The organism is Vagococcus sp. AM17-17 (assembly GCF_003471765.1).
In the GTDB taxonomy this organism is placed as follows: Bacteria; Bacillota; Bacilli; order Lactobacillales; family Vagococcaceae; genus Vagococcus; species Vagococcus teuberi.
On sequence record NZ_QRJY01000018.1, the window covers coordinates 1 to 20,010 of the forward strand.

The 20,010-nt window shown below is 29.5% G+C and carries 18 protein-coding genes and 3 pseudogenes; 7 read left to right on the forward strand and 14 right to left on the reverse strand.

Features of this window, described 5'->3' with window-relative positions:
- Positions 1-70, reverse strand: a pseudogene (locus DW196_RS11510) (IS6 family transposase); the annotation flags it as partial.
- A 376-nt stretch (positions 71-446) separates the two neighbouring features.
- Between DW196_RS11510 and DW196_RS10380 the strand changes: the two are divergent.
- Both DW196_RS10380 and DW196_RS10385 read left to right on the forward strand, forming a co-directional pair.
- The gene (locus tag DW196_RS10380; RefSeq protein WP_158563570.1) at positions 447-1,301 is read left to right on the forward strand and encodes a replication initiation protein; all 855 of its coding nucleotides are present in this window, start codon (positions 447-449) and stop codon (positions 1,299-1,301) included.
- A 595-nt stretch (positions 1,302-1,896) separates the two neighbouring features.
- Positions 1,897-2,196, forward strand: coding sequence for a helix-turn-helix transcriptional regulator (locus DW196_RS10385; protein WP_118251205.1), 300 nt, complete (start codon positions 1,897-1,899; stop codon positions 2,194-2,196).
- 362 nt (positions 2,197-2,558) lie between these two features.
- Here DW196_RS10385 and DW196_RS10390 read toward each other — a convergent pair whose 3' ends face one another.
- From DW196_RS10390 to DW196_RS10405, 4 genes are all read right to left on the reverse strand, one after another.
- Positions 2,559-4,676, reverse strand: coding sequence for a heavy metal translocating P-type ATPase (locus DW196_RS10390; protein ID WP_118251206.1), 2,118 nt, complete (start codon positions 4,674-4,676; stop codon positions 2,559-2,561).
- Complete coding sequence (locus DW196_RS10395) at positions 4,669-5,031, reverse strand: metalloregulator ArsR/SmtB family transcription factor (protein ID WP_079348685.1); 363 nt, start codon at positions 5,029-5,031, stop codon at positions 4,669-4,671. The genes DW196_RS10390 and DW196_RS10395 overlap by 8 nt, the downstream gene beginning before the upstream one ends.
- Positions 5,032-5,199: 168 nt before the next feature.
- Complete coding sequence (gene fghA, locus DW196_RS10400) at positions 5,200-6,039, reverse strand: S-formylglutathione hydrolase (RefSeq protein ID WP_118251207.1); 840 nt, start codon at positions 6,037-6,039, stop codon at positions 5,200-5,202.
- A gap of 4 nt (positions 6,040-6,043) precedes the next feature.
- Complete coding sequence (locus tag DW196_RS10405; RefSeq protein WP_118251208.1) at positions 6,044-7,159, reverse strand: S-(hydroxymethyl)glutathione dehydrogenase/class III alcohol dehydrogenase; 1,116 nt, start codon at positions 7,157-7,159, stop codon at positions 6,044-6,046.
- 189 nt (positions 7,160-7,348) lie between these two features.
- On the opposite strand from DW196_RS10405, the gene DW196_RS10410 reads away from it, so the two are divergent.
- Positions 7,349-7,681 (forward strand): helix-turn-helix domain-containing protein, encoded by a 333-nt coding sequence (locus DW196_RS10410; RefSeq protein ID WP_118251209.1) that lies wholly within the window; start codon positions 7,349-7,351, stop codon positions 7,679-7,681.
- A gap of 691 nt (positions 7,682-8,372) precedes the next feature.
- Here DW196_RS10410 and DW196_RS10415 read toward each other — a convergent pair.
- Together DW196_RS10415 and DW196_RS10420 are read right to left on the reverse strand one after the other, a co-directional pair.
- On the reverse strand, positions 8,373-9,638 hold the full coding sequence (locus DW196_RS10415) for a TIGR00341 family protein (RefSeq protein WP_071457895.1): 1,266 nt from the start codon (positions 9,636-9,638) through the stop codon (positions 8,373-8,375).
- 324 nt (positions 9,639-9,962) lie between these two features.
- On the reverse strand, positions 9,963-10,577 hold the full coding sequence (locus DW196_RS10420) for a helix-turn-helix domain-containing protein (RefSeq protein ID WP_118251210.1): 615 nt from the start codon (positions 10,575-10,577) through the stop codon (positions 9,963-9,965).
- A gap of 396 nt (positions 10,578-10,973) precedes the next feature.
- On the opposite strand from DW196_RS10420, the gene DW196_RS10425 reads away from it, so the two are divergent.
- Positions 10,974-11,699, forward strand: coding sequence for a replication initiation protein (locus DW196_RS10425; protein WP_071457896.1), 726 nt, complete (start codon positions 10,974-10,976; stop codon positions 11,697-11,699).
- A gap of 1 nt (position 11,700) precedes the next feature.
- Positions 11,701-12,267 (forward strand): hypothetical protein, encoded by a 567-nt coding sequence (locus DW196_RS10430; protein ID WP_118251211.1) that lies wholly within the window; start codon positions 11,701-11,703, stop codon positions 12,265-12,267.
- A 204-nt stretch (positions 12,268-12,471) separates the two neighbouring features.
- Here the strand turns inward: DW196_RS10430 and DW196_RS10435 are convergent, their stop codons facing one another.
- The 7 genes and pseudogenes from DW196_RS10435 to DW196_RS10465 all read right to left on the reverse strand — a co-directional run bounded on the left by DW196_RS10435 (position 12,472) and on the right by DW196_RS10465 (position 17,294).
- Positions 12,472-12,885, reverse strand: a complete 414-nt coding sequence (locus DW196_RS10435) for a helix-turn-helix domain-containing protein (RefSeq protein WP_158563571.1) — start codon at positions 12,883-12,885, stop codon at positions 12,472-12,474.
- 454 nt (positions 12,886-13,339) lie between these two features.
- Positions 13,340-13,792 (reverse strand): annotated as a pseudogene (locus DW196_RS10440) (ParA family protein); the annotation flags it as partial.
- Positions 13,793-14,132: 340 nt separating this feature from the next.
- Positions 14,133-14,363, reverse strand: a complete 231-nt coding sequence (locus DW196_RS10445; protein WP_118251214.1) for a hypothetical protein — start codon at positions 14,361-14,363, stop codon at positions 14,133-14,135.
- On the reverse strand, positions 14,360-14,719 hold the full coding sequence (locus tag DW196_RS10450) for an LPXTG cell wall anchor domain-containing protein (RefSeq protein WP_118251215.1): 360 nt from the start codon (positions 14,717-14,719) through the stop codon (positions 14,360-14,362). Before DW196_RS10450 ends, DW196_RS10445 begins: the two co-directional genes overlap by 4 nt.
- A 27-nt stretch (positions 14,720-14,746) precedes the next feature.
- Positions 14,747-15,832, reverse strand: coding sequence for a DUF916 and DUF3324 domain-containing protein (locus DW196_RS10455; RefSeq protein ID WP_118251216.1), 1,086 nt, complete (start codon positions 15,830-15,832; stop codon positions 14,747-14,749).
- A complete protein-coding gene (locus tag DW196_RS10460; protein WP_118251217.1) occupies positions 15,829-16,452 on the reverse strand; it encodes a hypothetical protein in 624 nt (207 codons plus the stop codon). The genes DW196_RS10455 and DW196_RS10460 overlap by 4 nt, the downstream gene beginning before the upstream one ends.
- Positions 16,453-16,617: 165 nt before the next feature.
- Positions 16,618-17,294: pseudogene (locus DW196_RS10465) on the reverse strand (transposase).
- A 487-nt stretch (positions 17,295-17,781) separates the two neighbouring features.
- Between DW196_RS10465 and DW196_RS10470 the strand changes: the two are divergent.
- On the forward strand, positions 17,782-18,534 hold the full coding sequence (locus DW196_RS10470) for a hypothetical protein (protein WP_118251218.1): 753 nt from the start codon (positions 17,782-17,784) through the stop codon (positions 18,532-18,534).
- A gap of 531 nt (positions 18,535-19,065) precedes the next feature.
- Positions 19,066-20,010 (forward strand): hypothetical protein (locus DW196_RS10480; RefSeq protein ID WP_147408687.1); only part of this gene is annotated, 945 nt, incomplete at its 3' end.

Sequence of the window (20,010 nt, forward strand, 5' to 3'; positions counted from 1 at the left end):
ATCTTAAATAGTAGCCAACAGCTACGGTAATAATATCTTTTTTGAATTGTTTCACTTTAAAATGAGTCATCTGAAAGCTCCTAACCATCTTTTGTTCTCATTTTAACTTAAATTGGATTAAATGAAAAACTTTGCAACAGAATCTTTTCTCTCACTTCTTGTTTATATTTTTTAGATTTACGCATAGATCCATTTAGTAAAAAGAAGTGATTTTTAGATAGGAAAAATAGGGAGCAATGTTATATAAATGTTTTAAAGATGTTTTAAAAGATGTTTTAGGGTGGCTGTACGACAATAGCACCAACTGATTCAACAATGTTAAGGCAACCGATTGGGAGTATTAAGGCAACCGATTGGGAGTATTAAGGCAACTGATTGGGAGTATTAAGGCAACCGATGTTGCAAAGTTGCCTTAATACTGTATAATGATTTCAAGAGGTGAGGATATGGCGAACGAAGTTGTTAAATATCAAAACGATTTGAATACTGCGACAATGAGAACATGGACTGAAAAAGAAATGAATATTCTGTTTTCTATTGTCGCGAAAATAAGAGATACATCTAACTACGAAACGATGTTTACTTTTACTCAATTAAAAGAGTTGGCTAAATTTAAAAAGAATCTTACTAAAAAAGAATTTGTAGATGATTTGATTAGTGTTTCAAAAAAATTAGGCTCTTTAAATTATTTAGAACGAACTGATGATGGTATGTCTGCAAACTTATTTGTTTTGTTTCAAACTTTTAAAATTAATGGTAATGATGAAACTTTGAAAGTTATGGTTCATCCTCAATTTGAATATGTCTTTAATAAAATAGGCATGGAGTTCACTCAATTTGAATTGGATGAATTTATTCGTATTCAATCTACTTACGCAAAAACTGCTTATCGTTTACTCAAACAATACCGAACTACTGGATGGTGGAAAGTCACAATAGAAGATTTTAGATTGCTATTAGATGTTCCTAAAAGTTATCGACCATCTAACATTGATCAGAAAATTTTGAAACCAATTTTAGAACAACTGGGTGGTTCAGATGAAGATGCTATCTTCAGAAATTTAAAAATTACCAAAAATAAAAAAGCCGGTCGAGGACGTGGTGGAGTTTTAACAGGGTACACTTTTACATTTGAAAAAGAAAAAACAGGTGAGTGGATTGACGAAAAATATAAAAATAAATCTCAAAGAAAAGAAACTTTACCGGATTGGGCAAATGAAAATGTAACCAAAACACCTCTGTCTGCTGAAGAAGAAGAGTACTTCAGAAAAAGAATTGAAGCTATGAATCAGAAAAAATAAATAGACTATCACTTTACTGTTGCAAGCATATGGTCTGACCGGTCAAACTAGTTTTTTGAATCGAGCTAACCTCAAAATCGGTTAGGCTCTTTTCAATTTTTGGGAAGTTTCCCAATCCCTCTTTATCTAAAATAATTTTTAAATTGAAGTAAGCAGCATTCACTAAAAAAATAAAAAAGGGGATTGGGTCCTCCAAAAAATTAACTCTAACTAGCCAAGCTTTTTTGGATAGGCAGAGTTAAAATAATGAGTTTGTCCGGACAAACTCATTATTTGCAACAGAAAAGGAATAGCAAAAAGAAGATAACTTTAAGAATTATAAAACTAGATCCTTTTGTTATATTTTCAATCAATCAAGTCATTTTTTCTGTGTGCCAAATGTGTGCCACATCAAAAAAAGGCTAAAAAAACTGTGTGCCAAGTGTGTGCCACACGAAAAAAAATGCTATCACTGGAAACGTTGATACTATCAACACACCACGACTAGTGGTGTCTGTTTCCCTTATGCTCTTACTGGGCTTAAATCAAGTTTTTTAGTCCTTAATCATTTTTTGATCTTTTGTTTGGGAGAATTTAAAGGAAGGGTGTTTTTTATATGACTCAAAATATATTGAGTACAGTTCCCTTTTCTAACATTTTAGAAAAGGAATTGAATGAAGATTCTACACTTAAATTATGGTTCGATGAACAACAACTAAACACAACTTATGCAATTGCTGTTGTAGAACTAAGAAATAAATTGAATCTCAGTCAAAAAGATTTGGCAAATTTATTAGGAACCTCTCAATCCGTTATATCAAGAATTGAAAATGGAAATTGTCGTCCTACTCTAAAAATGTTGAATCGTATTTCTAAAGTAACTGATACTAAATTAAACATTTCTTTTCAAGATTAGATTAATTTATTTCACTTTACAATCGAGCAAAGCCCCAACGTTCCCCAAGAGAAATTCTTCTGAAGGAAGATCATTTCTCCTGGTCTTTTTACTCGGTATTAGGTGACACCTAACACTCTCTTTTTTTGGGTTTGGACGTCCAAACCCGATGCTTGCCTTTTTCAACTCAATAACATTTCCCCACCAAACTCTTTTTAAAATTTCACTATCTTGCCAAAAAAAGAAGCCCTAGAAATAAGGCTTCTTTTTTAATTTTGAGGTAGACCAGTTAAGATTCACAAAGTGGGAGTCTCGACGTGTTGGTAGATGTGGTACTTCTTTAAAGCGAGATTATGTTAATCAACGAGATAAATAACTATTTCTTACTTCTGTTTCATCAATCTCAATCCATTAAGTGTTACTAATAAAGTTGCTCCCATATCTGCAACAATAGCAATCCAAAGTGATAACCATCCTGGAATAATTAGTAATAAAGCTAAGAATTTAATGCTTAAAGAGAAAGTAATATTTTGTTTGATGATTTTTAGTGTTTTTCGACTAAGATTAACAATAAATGGCAACTTTTGTAAATCATCACCCATTAAGGCAACATCAGCTGTTTCTAATGCTGTGTCTGTTCCAGCCCCACCCATTGCAATCCCAACAGTTGCTGATGCTAACGCAGGAGCATCATTTACTCCGTCTCCTACCATAGCCACTTTTCCATACTTTTCTTTAAGCTCTTTAATATAATCTAACTTATCTTGTGGCATTAAATCACCTTTAATGTCTGTCACACCAACTTGTTCTCCAATTGATTTAGCTGTTCTGATATTGTCACCAGTTAACATAATTGTATGTTCAATACCTAACTGATGAAGCTTAGCGATTACTTCTGAACTTGACTTTCTTAATTCATCAGCAACTGCGATAATTGCCAAAATATTTTGTGCTGTTCCAAAAATCATGACGGTTTTTCCTTGCTCTTGTAACTTCTCATAATTTTTCATGACACTAGCTTGCCTAATTAATTCTGAATCAAATAATTTAGGACTTCCAACAAAATAAGTTGTACCTTGATAATCACCTTTAATTCCTTTACCAGTTACTGATTTAAAATTCATAATATCGATCATTTGATAGTTTGACTCTCTTCTATCAGCTTCTTTAAGAATGGCTGAAGCTAAAGGATGTTGAGAAAGTATTTCTAACGCTGAAATGATAGATAAGTACTGATTTTCTTGATTTGTGTCACTTACAACAAAGTCTGTTACAGAAGGCGTTCCTTTGGTTAAAGTCCCTGTTTTATCAAAAGCGATTGCTTTTAATCCTCCGATTTCTTCGAGATAAATACCTCCTTTTACCAGCACACCATTTTTAGCTGAATTTCCAATAGCTGAAACGATTGAAACAGGTGTTGAGATAACTAATGAACAAGGACAACCAACTACTAATAGTGATAACCCCTGGTACAACCACTTATTCCAATCACCACCAAAAAACAATGGTGGAATAATGATAATTAAAGCCGAAATAGCCATGATAGAAGGGGTATAGTATTTAGCAAAGTTATCAACGAATGCTTGTGCAGGTGCTCGTTCTCCTTGTGCTTCTTCCACTAAATGAATGATTTTAGCAATGGTTGTATCATTAACATGTTTAGTCACTTCCACTTCTAAAATTCCCTCTTCATTTAAAGTTCCTGCAAAAATTTCGTCCTTAATTTGTTTTTCAATTGGAACAGACTCACCCGTTATTGCTGCTTGATTAACAGCAGAATGTCCTTTAATGACTACCCCATCCATAGCTATTTTTTGCCCTGGTTTAATAATCATAATATCTCCTATTTGAATGTCAGAAACATTTATCATTTTTTCTTCGTTATTTCTTCTAATCAAAGCTTCTTTTGGTGCTATATCCATTAACGAACGAATAGATTGTCTTGCTCTATCCATTGAAAATCGTTCAAGGGCTTCACTAACAGCGAATAAGATAACTACAATAGAACCTTCAGCCCATTCACCTATAATTGATGCGCCTATAATTGCTACTGTCATTAAAACTTCCATTGAAAAGTTTAATTTAAGTAAATCCTTAATTCCTTCTGTAAATAAACTAAATCCACCAATAACGATAGCTGATATAAATAAGCTTTTAGTTATGATATCATTCTCGCCTGCAGTAGATCTAAAATAAAAAGCTATGGCTATTAATATTACTGAAATAACTAATGTCCAATTACGTTTCAAGAAAGAATCTTTCTGTTCCCCTTCAGATTCTTGATTGTCCTCATCTTGAATAATTAGATTTTCAAAAGCTCCAGCAGACTTAATTTCTTGAATGGAAGATGTTCCCTCAACTTTAATTTTTCCAGCACCAAAGTTTACTTTTGCATCTGTTACACCTTCAATACTTTTAACATTTTTTTCAAATTTAGCAGCACAATTCGTACAGCTTAATCCCTCTACTCGATATGTTTTACTAGAAGTTTCTTTACTCATAGCTATCACCCTGTTCTAGTTGTTTTCCTAAATTTATCAATTCAACAATCCTATCATCAGAACTAAAATAATAAACTAATTTGCCTATTTTTTTACTATCTACAACACCTAATTTTTTTAATGATTGCAAATGATGTGATGTATTTGCCATAGTTGCTCCAATAATATTGGCTACGTCACATACACATAGTTGATCTTCATAAGCTAAAGCATGTAATATTTTGAATCTATTTTCATCTGATAAAATTTTAAATAAAGAACTTAGATCTTTGCTATTAGTATTTTTTAATCTCTCTTTTGAATTAGTTACTTGCTCCTCATGAATACAAGTAATCTCACATATTTCATTTGTCACGTTTATTCCTCCAAAATCACTCATTCAAGTTCATACTTGATTATATATAAACAGATTGTAATAATCAAGTACAAGTTTGATTGTCTTTGATTTCACTAGGTATAATTTGATTTATATTAACTCTACAAAATACTTAAAGCCTTCAGTATAATTCTGAAGGCTTTCCTTTCATATTTTTTTTAATTCTCTTAAATGAAATTTAATATGACTTTCAATAAATGTTGCTATAGTAAAATAACTATGATCATAACCTATTTCTCTTTTATATGTTACGTCTCTATCAACATTTTTAGCAGCAGATAAAAATGCTTCTTCATCTAACTGTAACTCATAGAAGTTATCATCTGTACCTTGTGTTATTAATATCGGAACATTATTTTTGGTTGATTTTTTTATAATTTCTGTAGCATCCCATTCTTTCCATGCTGACTTATCATTTCCTAAATAAGAGGAGAAGGCTTTTTTTCCCCAAGGAACGTTGCTTGGATTAGATATTGGAGCAAATGCTGAGATAGAAACAAATCGGTTTGGATTTCTTAGCCCAAGTACTAATGCACCATGACCTCCCATTGAATGTCCCATAATGCTTTCTTTTCCTGAGAAATTTGGAATTAAAGTGTACACCAATTCAGGAAGTTCTTTAGTTAGATAATCATACATTTGAAAATTTTCTTTCCATGGTTCTAAAGTAGCATTTATATAAAAACTAGCTCCCTGTCCTAAATCCCAGTCATCACTATCAGCAACATTGCCTCTAGGTGATGTATCTGGCATAATAAATGCAACGTTTTGCTCAGAGGCATATTTCTGAAATGCTCCTTTTTGACTAAAATTATCATCTGTACAAGTTAAACCTGCCAACCACCAAATAAGTGGAACTGTTTCTGATTTAGATTCTGGTAAAAATAAACTAAATATCATTTCACATTTCAAAATTTTTGAAGTATGCTGGTATTTAATTTGCTTTCCACCAAAAGAAGTATGAATTTCCAATATTTTCAAGTCCATACATCTAATCTCCATAAGTTAACATAGTTCGAATTGATTCACCGTTATGCAGTAACTCAAATGATTCATTAATTTGAGAGAAACTTAGTCTATGTGTAATAAACGAATCTAAATCAATCTTTCCATCCATAAATTCTTCAACCATGCCAGGTAATTGAGTTCGACCTTTCACTCCTCCAAAAGCAGAGCCTTTCCATACACGTCCTGTTACTAATTGGAATGGGCGCGTGTGAATCTCTTTTCCTGCTCCAGCAACTCCAATAATAATACTCTCTCCCCATCCTTTATGGCATGATTCTAATGCAGATCGCATTACTTCAACATTTCCAATGCATTCGAAACTATAGTCTACACCTCCATCTGTCATTTCAACTATTACTTCTTGTATTGGTTTTTCATAATCTTTAGGATTTACAAAGTCAGTAGCTCCCATCTTTTTCGCTAATTCCCATTTGTCAGGATTCGTATCGACTGCAATAATACGTTGAGCATTAACTTTCTTTAAACCTTGAATAACTGCAAGACCAATAGCTCCTAAACCAAATACAGCAGTAATAGCCCCTTCTTCGACTTTTGCTGTATTTTCAACTGCACCTATACCTGTTGTAACACCACAACCTAGCAATCCAACTTTTTCTAATGGTGCATTTTCATTTATTTTCACTAAATTAATTTCGTTTACTACTGTATACTCACTAAAAGTACTGGTACCCATGTAATGATAAATTGGTTCACCGTTATATGAAAAACGAGTTGTACCATCAGGCATTACTCCTTTTCCCTGTGATTCTCTTACAGCAGAACATAAATTTGTTTTTCCAGATAAACAAAATTTACATTTACCACATTCTGCTGTGTATAAAGGTATAACGTGATCTCCTTCTTTAACTGATGTAACATCAGAACCAACTTTTACAACGACTCCAGCTCCCTCATGTCCTAACACAACAGGAAATACACCTTCAGGATCTTCACCTGATAAAGTATAAGCATCTGTATGGCAGACAGATGTATACAATATTTTAACCATAACTTCATTTTCTTTTGGATCTTCCACATCAATCTCTACAATTTCTAATGGTTTATTTGGACCAAATGCAACAGCAGCTCTACTTTTCATAACTATTCTCCATCCATTTTCATAATTAGATTACTCATCTATCTTATTTATTAAAATACTTTTTGTACGTTATTGCTTTATTATATAAACAATGACAACAAAATCAATACTGACGTTTTTGACACTATAAATTTTAATTGATATAATTTCTAAAAATATAAATCAAAAATAATAAATGAGGTTCCTTTTATGTATAATTACAATGAAAAGTATTTTGTCAATACTAAGGATTTAGCTATGTCTGTTATTGGCGGAAAATATAAAATAGCAATTGTCTGGTCTTTGTTACAAAAACCTATATTACGATTAAGCGAAATAGAAAAGATGCTGCCAGATATTAATCAAAGAATGATTATTAGGCAGTTACGTGAATTAGAAAAAGACAACATAGTTAAACGAACTGTATACCCTGTAGTTCCTCCAAAAGTTGAATATCAACTAACAGATATTGGAATGGAATTATTACCAATAGTCGATAATATATGTGCATGGGGTGATAAGTTTTGGAATAGTGTTAAGTAATAAAAAAATATGTAAACAATGGATTTTGATTGTTATTTAGAATCATGATATAATAAATATGCGAAAACAAGAAGATTTGCTAGTATATCTAGCACAAAAGCCACTACCTCTGCCAAGGTAGTGGCTTTTTTTACACTAGTGCGAAGTTCTAGCGTGTAGGTTTGTTGGCACTATGCCTTTATTCACCATCTTTATCGTCAAACCAACGATTGAATAACTTTTTAGCTATAACTGAAATTACGGTTGTAAAAACAGTCGTGGCGAATAACAAGAAGATTTGTTCAAACATATATCTAGCACCCCCTTTCAAATTGAAATAGGCTATGTGCCATTAAATAATATAGCATAATCTTTTAAAAATTGTTTTAGGGTTGTTAAGGATTGCCCTGACCGTCTGAAAGACGTTTTATTAGTTTCTATAAAGATTTTATACTAAAAGAGCGTAGAGACCTCTTTTTTTGTATTTTAAAGCTATCCAAAGAATTTCTTTAAAGAAAGGTTTAATATTTTAGCAAAGGAGCGTAAGCGACTGCTTTAAGTAAAATGTGAGAGTGGTTTTCTCTCACTCCTTTTTATCTTTTTTTTGAATTTATGTTTGTCAAAAACTGTTCTCTATACCTATTGTTATATCTATTAAGCACGTGTTAACTTTTCTTGACTAACTCATAGCCATTTTCAATCTTCGCTTTATCTAATTCTCATCTTCCTTAAATACTATTGATAAATTATCTATCTTATTATTATAAGTATCTAAAACATAGCTTTCTATGTCACTTTCCAAACTCTTCGTAAGATTGGATTTAAGCTCTATGGTTAGCACGTTTTTAATTTGTTTTTCATTACTAGCTACTTCTGAATTCATATATAATTTTTTAATATCAAGTGGAAAGTTTGTTTTTATTATTTTGTTTTTTTCAATAATGAAGTCCTCTAGAGTCTGGGGGTCTTCCTTGACGGACGGTCTCACAGAAGTTTCTGAGTCAATCAGCTGTCGAATTAAATGTTCTAATTCTTTTCCAGATAAACTATCTGTTTCAGTAATTTGTTTAATATTTAAATCCATATTACCTAGATGATATTCTGGTAATTTATTCTGTAAACTTTGTAATTTAGTATCATTGATACTTGTATCTGATAATGTTAAATGAATTGTTTTTTTTTCTTTTGAGATTTTCTTTTCTAAAATCAGTGAGTCTTTTAATTCACTTTCAATAAATCGATTTAAATTATTTTCATTTAATGAATCTTTGACCATTGACGAAGCCGTATAAATACTAGGTATAATAATAATAATCGTCAAGATAATGAACATTGCATTTGTTGATTTCTTTTTTATTGAATCAATCTGCTTATCATGTTTTGCTTCAAAAATATAAACAGTTATAAATGTCGAAAGACTGATGAAAAAGATATTAATAACAAACAAATAGAACGCACCAAAAATATAAGTCATACTCTGAATTGAAATAGCATATCCCAATGTACAAAGAGGTGGCATAAGTGCTGTAGCAATAGCAACTCCAGGAACAATATTATTAGCAGTTTTTTTCTTAAACCCTATTACACCAGCTACTCCTCCTGTAAAAGCAATCACAACATCCCAGATTGTAGGATTTGTTCTGGCTATTATTTCACTACTTGCATAAGTAAGTGGTGAGAAAGAAAAATATAGCGTTGAAACAACTAGACTGACAATTACTTGTAGCGCTAGTAAGGTTATTGATTTTCTTAAAATGGAAGTGTCTTGAAAAGCCAAACTAATTCCTATCCCTATCACAGAAGTCATTAGAGGAGAAATAAGCATTGCTCCTATAACAATTGGTGTTGAATTCATATTCAAACCAATAGATGCAATAAAAATAGAACAAATTAGAATAATAATATCCTCGATGTTAAAATGTAATTCACTATTAATTTTCACTAAAAATGGATTATCTTTTTTATTGTATGTATTCATGTTCTTATCCTTGTATATTATATTTAAGGTTTTTATCTTTCGATTTTTAGTAGGAAACCTTATGGACCTGTTGTTATTTATTAATCTATATTTTCTCAAATAATTGAGAAAATATAGATTAATGGATTGAGGAGTATGTTAAAAACTTACTTTCTATAACACTTATATCAAGTGGTTATGATAAGTATAACATCTGATTTTTAACTATGCATAACGTGATTTATGTTAATTCTGACAAATTTTAAATAAAACAGGTATAATTATCGTAAAATAAATTTAAAGGCCTCAGAATCGATTCTGAGGCCCTTATAATTAATAGATTATCTATTTAATCAAGAAGGTTTTAATAATCTCTCCGTATTTATTTACAATATTAATTTGTTTTAAATTAGGAAAAGTGTATGGATGAACCTCTACTACTTCATCATTCTTTAAAGTCCAATCAAATTTACTACCAATTCTAATATCCATGGTATTAGAATTCTTTACATTTTCAGCCATCGCTATTTCGTCTGTACTTCTATAAAAGGGGAGATTTGTTTTTATTAGAACTTCACCTCTGTCTGTCATTTTTATTGAGTCTATTTGGTTAGCATTTACAATTTCTTGATTATAAATGCTTTTATAGCCTAGAATGATTAATACAATTATTATAAAGATCAATCCTACTGATAATAATTTTATTCTTTTAGTTTGTACTTTTCTAAGTTTTGTATCATCCGTAATTTGTTCTATCATTTTTCTATCTCCTCTCAATAATTTATCTAGTGATATATCAAATAAATCACTAATAGCAACAATTGTTTCTAAATCAGGGTAATTTCTTCCTACTTCCCAACTTGAAACGGTTGATCTTGAAACATTTAAGATTTCTGATAATTGTTCTTGCGTCAAATTATTTTTTAATCGTTGATTTTTAATTTCTTCTGAAATATTCATAAAACCTAACCTCCTTTATTTCATTATGAGTTATGATATCAAAAAACATAGCGATATTAGGTATCATCTATCATTTTATGTTTGCGACAATATGTAGAGTAGTTATAAATAATGATGTTGATTTAAGAATACATAGATTTTACTTTATTTAATATTATTGTATTACTTTGTAAATCTTTGTAAGTACTTTGTAGGAAGGCTGTGTCCCTTGGTAGAGTAAGTCTGAACAGGGGTATAAGGATATAAATATCCAGAACGAGGATATAAATTACCGGTATAAGGATATAAATATCCAGAACGAGGATATAAATTACCAAAAAAGAAGTCTATTAAACTATAAAAAATTATTGTTATATCCTTATTTTATCTGTATAATATTGTCTAAGAGGTGATAATATGGAGTCTAACGAGACAGTTGTATACAGAAATGATCTAAATCTTGTACCGTTGAAAAAATTTAGATCTGTTGAAATGGATATATTTTTTGCAGTATGCAGCAAGATGAAAGATAAAGGAAACCAAGATATTCGTTTGAGTTTTGATAATTTAAAAAAGATATCAGGCCAATCAGATAAAAGTTATCGTCGATTCATACAAGATACTGATTTAATGTATCAAAAGCTGTTGACGTTAACCTATAGAACAAAAGAAAAAGGTTTAACAGAGTACTTTGTATTATTTACCAAATTTTCAATAGACGAAAATAAACAAGAAGTGTCTATCCGAGTTAATCCAGATTTAGAATACATTTTAAATGATTTACAAATTGAATTTACTAAGTATGAATTAAAAGAGTTTACAACTCTTAGTAGTAGATACACTAAGACACTTTATAGACTACTTAAACAGTATAGAGACACTGGTTTTTATGTGGTTAATATGGATAGTTTTAGACAGATATTAGACATACCAGACAGTTATAGAATGACGGATATAGACAGACAAGTTTTGAATCCTGCAATGGAAGAGTTAAATAATATTTTTAAAAATATTAGAGTTGAAAAAATCAAAAAAGGTAGATCTGTAGTAAGACTTAAATTTTTGTTTGATAAACAGGATAAGATTGTTCAAGAGGATTTACCAAAAGTACCTATGTATAATTGGCTGAAAGGAAGTAATTAATATGTTGACGTTTGGAAAGTTTTCTAAACAGTACAATGTTCCCAGAGCATCTGTTTATTCGATAATGAATGATTTAGAGGAAACAAATATTGATTTATATAATGAGTGTGTTGACAGTTCAACAGGAACGAAGAAATTAACAGATGTAGGAATACAATACATATTAGAATTAAGAGGAATTACTTCATCTAGTGAGACACTAGAAAGACAGAAATCAGACAATGTTAATACAATTAATGTACAAGATTCAGACAAAGATGTCTTAATGGCGATAGACTTGTTAAAGAAAGAATTAGATACTCGAAATAGACAATTTGATATTCTTCAAGATAACTATAATAAGCTAGCTGAAGGGTTTAAAGAATCTAATGAAACATTGGCTGAGTTGACGAAAAATCAACAACTTTTAACTAAACAACTACAAGACAATAATTTGTATATAGAAAGTCTAAAACATATTCAAGACAAGTCTGAGACTGTACAAGAAGAAAAAGAGACAATCTTAGACAATGAAGAAGTTGATAATAAACAAAAGAAAAAAAGCTTTTTTTCTAGGCTATTCGGCTAACTGGATATTTATATCCTTAAAATATTTTGAGCAGAATTTTATATCCTAACTCACGTTTATATACTGTAAATAAATAAAGGCTGATCGAAAAGTCACTTTTTAAATAAAAATCACTAAACTAATAAAATAGAAATCCCATGAAATCAAGATTTTAATAAACTTATTTCATGGGATTTTTTCTATTTTTAGACTTTTGGGTCAGCCTCATTTATAAATTCCTCGTAGAACTTTAGTTAAGATTAAAACAATAGCACTCGTTAGTAACAAGCCCATTCCAAACCCTCTAGAAAAATCTTGAATATGAGAGCTTTTAATAAACGAGCTGATTATCATTAGTATTACTCCGACAGCACTTGAAATAATAGCTCGATTGATTATTTTTTTCTCTTTATTCTCTTTTTTTAATTCATTCATCATGATGATATCCTCCTTCACTAAATGATCTAAGGAAATATCATAAATATTACTTAATTCTACTAAACTATAAATATCACGAATACTTCTACCTGTTTCCCAGTTAGAAATTGTTTGTCTAGAAACATGTAATGTTTGAGCAATTTCTTCTTGAGTCAAACCTGCTTGTTTACGATTATTTTTTAGTTTATCTGAAATATTCATATCAATCTCCTTAGTTTTCATTGTAGGGGTAGATTTAGATTATGGATAAAACAGCCTAATCCATTTGTCATATAGGCAATGTCAAATACTTTTATCATAGTATATCATTATTTTGTTACGTATATTTTTAATCATTCTCTTTATAAAACAGCTGGATAGATTAGAATAGATAAATAAAATAATTATGACTGTGTTATCGGTATTAATTTCAATTCAATGGTCTCCTGTTTTATTATTATTTTTTAAAATGATTTTATCTATCATCTTTAAAGTAGAATCTTGCATATTTTACCTAAAAACATGAATAAACCGACCTAATGATTGTATAAATTAGGTCGGTTGTTTTATTTGTTGATTTAACAAGGGTTTGAGTTCATTATTATTCTCATTTTAGTGAAGTTCGTTTTAAAAAAATTTTTATTTGATTTGTACTTTTAAAGTTTGCAACAGAACCGTCACTTGCAACTAAAGCTGAATCTGTAAATTTATTCAATTGAGGTGGAACATCAATGATAACATAATCATAATTAATCTTAATTTTATTCAAATGTTTTTTAAAATTAAAGTCTTGTTCATAATCTGTCGCAAAATTATCAAATAAAAATTTTTCATAATTTTGTAAATCAGTAAACGATGGAAGATAGTCTAAATTTTCATTAAATTCAATTATAGCTTCATTAAGAGTATCAGTTTGTAATGCTTTTCCTACACTCATTTTAAAATCAGGATATTTAGAATGAACAGAGATTAAAGTATTATTAAGCATATCAGTTCCATTTGCTTGGGTATCAAAATCAACTAAAAGAGTTTTATAACCTAACATGGATAGCTCATAACTAATCATTACTGCATTAGTTGTTTTTCCGACTCCTCCTTTAAAATTTCCTGTCGTAATTACTTTCGTCATTTTCTATTCCTCCAAAAGTATAAAAAAGTAAATAGACCTCATAAAAATGACACTTCTTATGAGGTCTTTGTCAAATTAAGCTAGACGAAATATCGTATGTCTACATAACTCAAAAATATTTTCGAGGATGACCAAAAAATTATTAAAATAGAAGAAATCCCATGAAATACATTAATTACAACGTTTATTTCATGGGATTCTATTTTTATAGTTGAGTGATGTTTATTTAAAAATTTACTTTTTGATCAGCCTCAGAACATTAATCAGAATATGACTTCAATTACTTATTTTTTAATTTAGAAACAAAAAATAAAAAAGTAATTTCATAAAGACATATTAATTATAAATTATTCATTAATTCAATTTGAGATTTAACATCCATAACTAGATAAATAAGTAAACCAATATCAACTATACCTCCTATTAATAATGAAAAATTCAATAATAAATTCGATTTAGAATATCGTAATTTGGTAATAAGTTGTGAACTAGTAGCAATAGTCATAACAAATAGGAATAATAATAATAATCCACATATTCCCAATATTATAACCCATAAATATTCTTTCATATATATACCTCCGTTTCTATATAATCTGTTAGGATATATTTATTAATAAATATACCTAATACAAAAACTAGTAATGACAATCCTAAAATAATAAGAGTAAAGGATGTTACAATTTCACCTGTTTTTGGTAAATTATTAACATTAGTTGCTCTAGGTGGGCTGTATAAAACCTGACTAGAATTTATTGTTCCTAATCCATTATCACTATCTTTCGTAACATCAGGAGAAATCTTAATATTCATTTCAGTTTTTTTATCATGGTCCTGTAATTCATTAGCATAAACTTTTTCATTTAACGAGCAGTAAACAAAAAATAGTAATATTAAGGATAATATCAATTTTTTTCTTTTTTTCATTTATTATTTGCTCCTCTGTAATTTTTCTTAATTTCTCTTATTTTTTCTCTTATTTTTTCTCTTATTTTTTCTCTTATTTTTTCTTTTTAGTATGTGCATCCACCTATTATTACGAATGATTATTAAAATAACAATTGTAAATAACGAAACATTTAAGATTACTATTATCACTTTGATATATAGCGGAGTATTAACTTTAAAAGCAGCATCTTTATTTAATTTATTTGCTTCCTCACCGCGTATTGTGAATGATTTTTTTAATTTAAAGTTATCATACCCATTATCAGCATTAAAATAAAAAATATATTCTCCTGGTTCAAAGTTAGTAAGTCCCCATGGAATGGAGAAATTTAATTTTGAATTTGGAGGGAAAACAAAGTTATCAATATTGTTTTGTTTAATTTTAGTATTACTTCCTTTTTTAGTTACATATGAACGTACTTTTAAATTTTCAATTGTTTTAGGTTCAGGGTTAATTATTTCAGCTATAACAGAACGTCTTCCTAGATCAATAGTTGCTTTTACATCATTTAAATTAAGAGTCTTACCATCGTTAAAAGCGTCGCCAGATTCAGATAAAATAACTCCTAAAGCATATTGATATTCCGTTGAAACACCAGCTTTCTTTTTTTTATCCTTATTGTCCTCAACAACTGTAATTCTACCCATTTTTACACCATCATATGAATCTGTAGGTGTTTTTAATGTAAATGTTAAAATTCCTTCTTTACCAGGAGCAATTGTTAATGTTTCTTGATCAGGAACCAAGATTTCTGTTAAGGGTTGTCGGAGTGATTTATCCGTTAACTTTACATCTGCATTATAGGCTATAGTTCCGCGAGTAGATGCTATAGCATTTTCAACTTTAGGCTTAACCGTTAACTCTTTATCGCCTGTGTTATAAACAGCCAATTCTATTTTTTGATTCACTCCAGGAGATGTTTTTATATAATAATACCCTCTATCATTATCAATTTGAGTTGATGAATATATGGGTTTTATTTCAAAACCTATCCCCAAATTGTCATCAGCTAAAACTTTCGATGGACACAATATAATAAATATCCCTAAAATGAAAGGGATTAGACAAAAAAGTCTAAATTTCTTTTTCATGTGAAAAATAACTCCTTTCTAGCAACTTTTAATTTCTTTTTTGTAAATATATTAAAGTAAAATTTATTATTATCACTAATAACTTCTCCAACAACACTATTATGGTAATGAAAATTACTCAACCAATCATATAAATTCATTTTAGCTGTTTCTTCATCATAAAACATTTCACTAGAATAAATAAGATCGCCTTCATTATATATGATATATGAAGATGAAAATATTACATATACCTTTTGTGACGACCATACAAGAATAGATACTAAAAAAATAATAAATAATGTAATCGGATAAAAAATATTAGATAAAACAATTGAATAAATAAAAAAGACAACATTAATAGATAAGAAGAAATTTCTATACCTTATTGGTTGGTATCTCACAATATATTGAATATACAACAAATTTAAAGATAATAAAATAAAATAAATTATAGTATTAATAACTAATTCTTTTGATCTAAATGTGGTAAACTCTAACATTTGTATAACTAATGAAGCTCCATCAGTAGTTAGTTCTGGAATCTCGTAAAATAACTTTTGTACATGCAACATTAATAATATCCATGAAATAAAAAAGATAAAAAAAATAGTTGAATATTTGTTAAAAATTTTATTCATAATCAATCTCCTTCATTTTTTAATCATTTTATACCTTATATTCAAAATTAATAGCTAATTATTGGGGTTGGATCAATTTTATTTGGTTTCGTCAATAATTTTATGTAAATGGAAAATCCATTCTATTATTTTAAGTTAAAGTATTGATTCTAACGTATCTTGAATTTACTTAAATCCTTTATGAAATCTACCTAGAAATTTTTGGTTATATTCATTGGACTGATAAACTAGGAATCTTTTCAGAGATTCCTCATTAGGGACTTGTTCTTTTCTCTTTTTATATTTTTTTAATTTCTTATTAAATATCTCAATTAACTTAGTTGAGTAGATAGTTTTTCTTATTGAAGAAGGAAAGTTATAAAAAATTAATATAGCAGGATTAATGAGTAATGTAACGACTAATAAAACATCTTCATATACCATTTTACCAACTATTGAAAATGGTTGTTGGCGTTTAATAATGATCATCCATTTTTTCAATTAGATTAAATATTTCAGACATTGTTATTCCTTTTTGAAACAGTTGTATAATAGTCGTTTTCAAGGAATTACCCATTCTTTTATAGGCTGGTAGTGTTTCTTGATAAGCGTATACCATTTCTATCTCTGGATATGATTAAATTTCATTCTCCATACTCTATTTTTAAAGAACGTGAGTAATTATCATTACGGGAATTATCTGTGTTAAAACCAGCACAATCATATTTTTCATAATCAAGAAAAGCAGTCAATTCAGCCTGTAATAATGAATGAACAGCTAGCTCTAGATGACCACGAAATAAATCGTCTAAATCTTCTTTATTGATTAGTTTGTTCATAATTTCTGTAGTAAAATTATTCATCAGAAAGTCCTCTTATAAAATTTATGTGTCGTAACTTTAATTTTACAGAACCGATTTTCTTTTTTTACTCTAAATGTTTATTTAAAATTTATTACCAATAATTATATCCCCCTTTACATGAACTAATTATAAACTAAGCATTAGAATAAATAAATAGTGGATTATGATAGTATTCTAATACATATAGTGCTAGTTGATTTTAAACAGAGACTTTGCGATAAAATATGCTCAAAACAACCATGAGCTATCTCTGTTGTAAATTCTAAAATGACATAAGATTCTTTACTTATTGTCTCACTATTATGCTTAATACTTAATAATTAACTTAGCTCTTTAATGTCTAAATAGAGACTTGTATTATAGTCTTTTTTTATTTCCTTTTGAATACAACTATTTTTTTGTTTTTTTAACGTTGTATTTTTACAAAAATATGATATTATTAATTTGTTAATTTTAAAAAATTAATATAAAGAAGGGGAGTTTAAAAATGAAAAAAGTTGTTTTATCATCAATGTTATTATCTTCAGTTCTATTATTAGGCAGTGTGGTATCTCATGCGGATGCAACTTCTGCGGAAACAGATCTAAATATTACAATTAAACCAGATAAAGGTAGTGAAGAAACAGGCGGTCCTTACAAAGGTAAATTAGCTATTGTACACAAACCAACATCATTTGATTTCCAAGGGACTGCAACAAAAGGACAATTAATTTTAAATAATGAAAATCCTAATTCACAACAACAATATATTTCTGTATCCGATGACCGTGCAACAGATGATGCTAAACTTGGAAAATGGATTTTAGAAGGTAAATTAAGTGCTATCGACAAATTAGATGAAAACGGAAATGTTATTCCGCGTGACGCATCTGCAGATCAAACCACTGATTTACAAGGGTCTTTAGTTATTAATAAATCTAAAGTATTAGATTATGCTATCGGAACAAATGAAGTAACTGTTAACGGGGTAACTGATTTAGATCCAGCAGCTGTAGATCCAGCAGCAGCAGAATCAACTACAACTCAATTTGGTAATGCAGGTGAGGATGCATTAACTTTACCAGCAGGATCACCAGATGCAACTCGTATTATGACATCTAATGCAGACACTAAAAATGGAGCTGCTACCAATTTAGGAGATAATAAATTTATTATCAAAGCAGGATCAGCTGTCAATGATACTGACAATGATTTTCACTATCATGGAGTTGTTACTTGGACAGTTGCAAGTCAACCTTAAAATGGTTGTGTCGCAAAGTCTAAAATTGATATAAGATTTTTTACTTGTTGCTTTACTATTATACTGTAACAACTAATAATTTATTCAGTTATTGAATGACTTAAAAGCCAAAGAGACGTTAATCTCTTTGGCTTTTTTTGTAACCTATACGTCAAATGTAAACTCACTCACTCTTAAGTATGTAAGAATTTATGATGTATACAGAGTGGTAGAAGGGAAAAGTGCTACAACTATTTTGGAAAGGAGTGTATTTTTTAGGGAGATTATTTATGAGTGTTGTGCTGGTTTAGAAGTTCATCCAAACAATGTAGCTGATTGCTTGTTAGATGGCTCCCTTATATCTACAAGCCCTAAAAAAATAGTTGAAAAAATTTGATACTACTTGGTTTCTATGGATGGCTTATAGAATTTAATCAATTAATACGATTTAGTGTACAGACCATTCTGTTAACTTAATTTCACTATCGAATAAAGTATAAAAAAAATATTTTTTATGGTATAATAAATGAAAATTTATGTTGGGAGAATATTATGAAAAAATTAGTAATAACATTTTTATTTTTTGGTTATATTGTATTTTTCTCTGAAAATGTGGTTGCTGTAAATCAAACAATTAAATTGACACCTAGTCAATTTGATGAAAATTTTACTCTCAAAGGTGCTGCTACAAAGGTAAGTCAAACACCAAATAATGTTGATATAAGATTAACTCAATATATTCCAAGTACTCCGAATGGTAGTTTTACATTTAACGATTACCTTTCCTTTGATTCAGATTTTTCATTACAAGCAGCTATTAAGGTTGTAAAAAAATATAATACTATACCTGCTGATGGATTTAGTTTTATATTTTATCAAGGGCAGCCAGACTTAAATAAAGGTATGTCCGGTCAAGGTTTAGGTATGTTAGGAATTCCTAATGCTATGGGATTAGTTATCGATTTGTTTAAAAATGCTAAAGATGATAATAATGTTAAGTATTGGCAAAATCCTGATGATGCGGAGGATCCACCGAATACACCATATTATCAGCTGTGGTCTACTGATAGTAATGGACTTGGAAAAAGAGAAATGAATAACAAAATCGGTCTTTTTGAAAGCAATTTTTTTGTTTCTGATTATAAAGATGTCAACATAACTTATAATGCTAGTTCTAGAAGATTGAATTATCAAGTTTCAGCACTCGGTGGGATGCAAGATATCTGGTATACTGTGCCTGAATCATATAGATATGGTTCACTTCTAGTGAGTGGATCAGTAGGGGGGTTGGCAGCTGAACAATCTGTTCGATTTAAAGGATTTTCGTATGACCCTTATCGGGAGCGAACAGTAGAATTCGTAGATAATGTAACTGGAGAAGTGGTAAAAACAACTAAGGTAACAGGGCAGCCATACGACACATATTCGATTGATCCTATGTTATTGGCTAAATCAAAAGATGATGGTGGTAAGGATATTACACCTTATTATACAATA

Excerpts from the sequence above, each read along its gene's own strand:
- DW196_RS10380 (WP_158563570.1), top strand. The coding sequence starts at position 447 with ATGGCGAACGAAGTTGTTAAATATCAAAACGATTTGAATACTGCGACA.
- DW196_RS10385 (WP_118251205.1), top strand. The coding sequence starts at position 1,897 with ATGACTCAAAATATATTGAGTACAGTTCCCTTTTCTAACATTTTAGAA.
- DW196_RS10390 (WP_118251206.1), bottom strand. The coding sequence starts at position 4,676 with ATGAGTAAAGAAACTTCTAGTAAAACATATCGAGTAGAGGGATTAAGC.
- fghA (WP_118251207.1), bottom strand. The coding sequence starts at position 6,039 with ATGGACTTGAAAATATTGGAAATTCATACTTCTTTTGGTGGAAAGCAA.
- DW196_RS10405 (WP_118251208.1), bottom strand. The coding sequence starts at position 7,159 with ATGAAAAGTAGAGCTGCTGTTGCATTTGGTCCAAATAAACCATTAGAA.
- DW196_RS10410 (WP_118251209.1), top strand. The coding sequence starts at position 7,349 with ATGTATAATTACAATGAAAAGTATTTTGTCAATACTAAGGATTTAGCT.
- DW196_RS10415 (WP_071457895.1), bottom strand. The coding sequence starts at position 9,638 with ATGAATACATACAATAAAAAAGATAATCCATTTTTAGTGAAAATTAAT.
- DW196_RS10420 (WP_118251210.1), bottom strand. The coding sequence starts at position 10,577 with ATGAATATTTCAGAAGAAATTAAAAATCAACGATTAAAAAATAATTTG.
- DW196_RS10425 (WP_071457896.1), top strand. The coding sequence starts at position 10,974 with ATGGAGTCTAACGAGACAGTTGTATACAGAAATGATCTAAATCTTGTA.
- DW196_RS10430 (WP_118251211.1), top strand. The coding sequence starts at position 11,701 with ATGTTGACGTTTGGAAAGTTTTCTAAACAGTACAATGTTCCCAGAGCA.
- DW196_RS10435 (WP_158563571.1), bottom strand. The coding sequence starts at position 12,885 with ATGAATATTTCAGATAAACTAAAAAATAATCGTAAACAAGCAGGTTTG.
- DW196_RS10445 (WP_118251214.1), bottom strand. The coding sequence starts at position 14,363 with ATGAAAGAATATTTATGGGTTATAATATTGGGAATATGTGGATTATTA.
- DW196_RS10450 (WP_118251215.1), bottom strand. The coding sequence starts at position 14,719 with ATGAAAAAAAGAAAAAAATTGATATTATCCTTAATATTACTATTTTTT.
- DW196_RS10455 (WP_118251216.1), bottom strand. The coding sequence starts at position 15,832 with ATGAAAAAGAAATTTAGACTTTTTTGTCTAATCCCTTTCATTTTAGGG.
- DW196_RS10460 (WP_118251217.1), bottom strand. The coding sequence starts at position 16,452 with ATGAATAAAATTTTTAACAAATATTCAACTATTTTTTTTATCTTTTTT.
- DW196_RS10470 (WP_118251218.1), top strand. The coding sequence starts at position 17,782 with ATGAAAAAAGTTGTTTTATCATCAATGTTATTATCTTCAGTTCTATTA.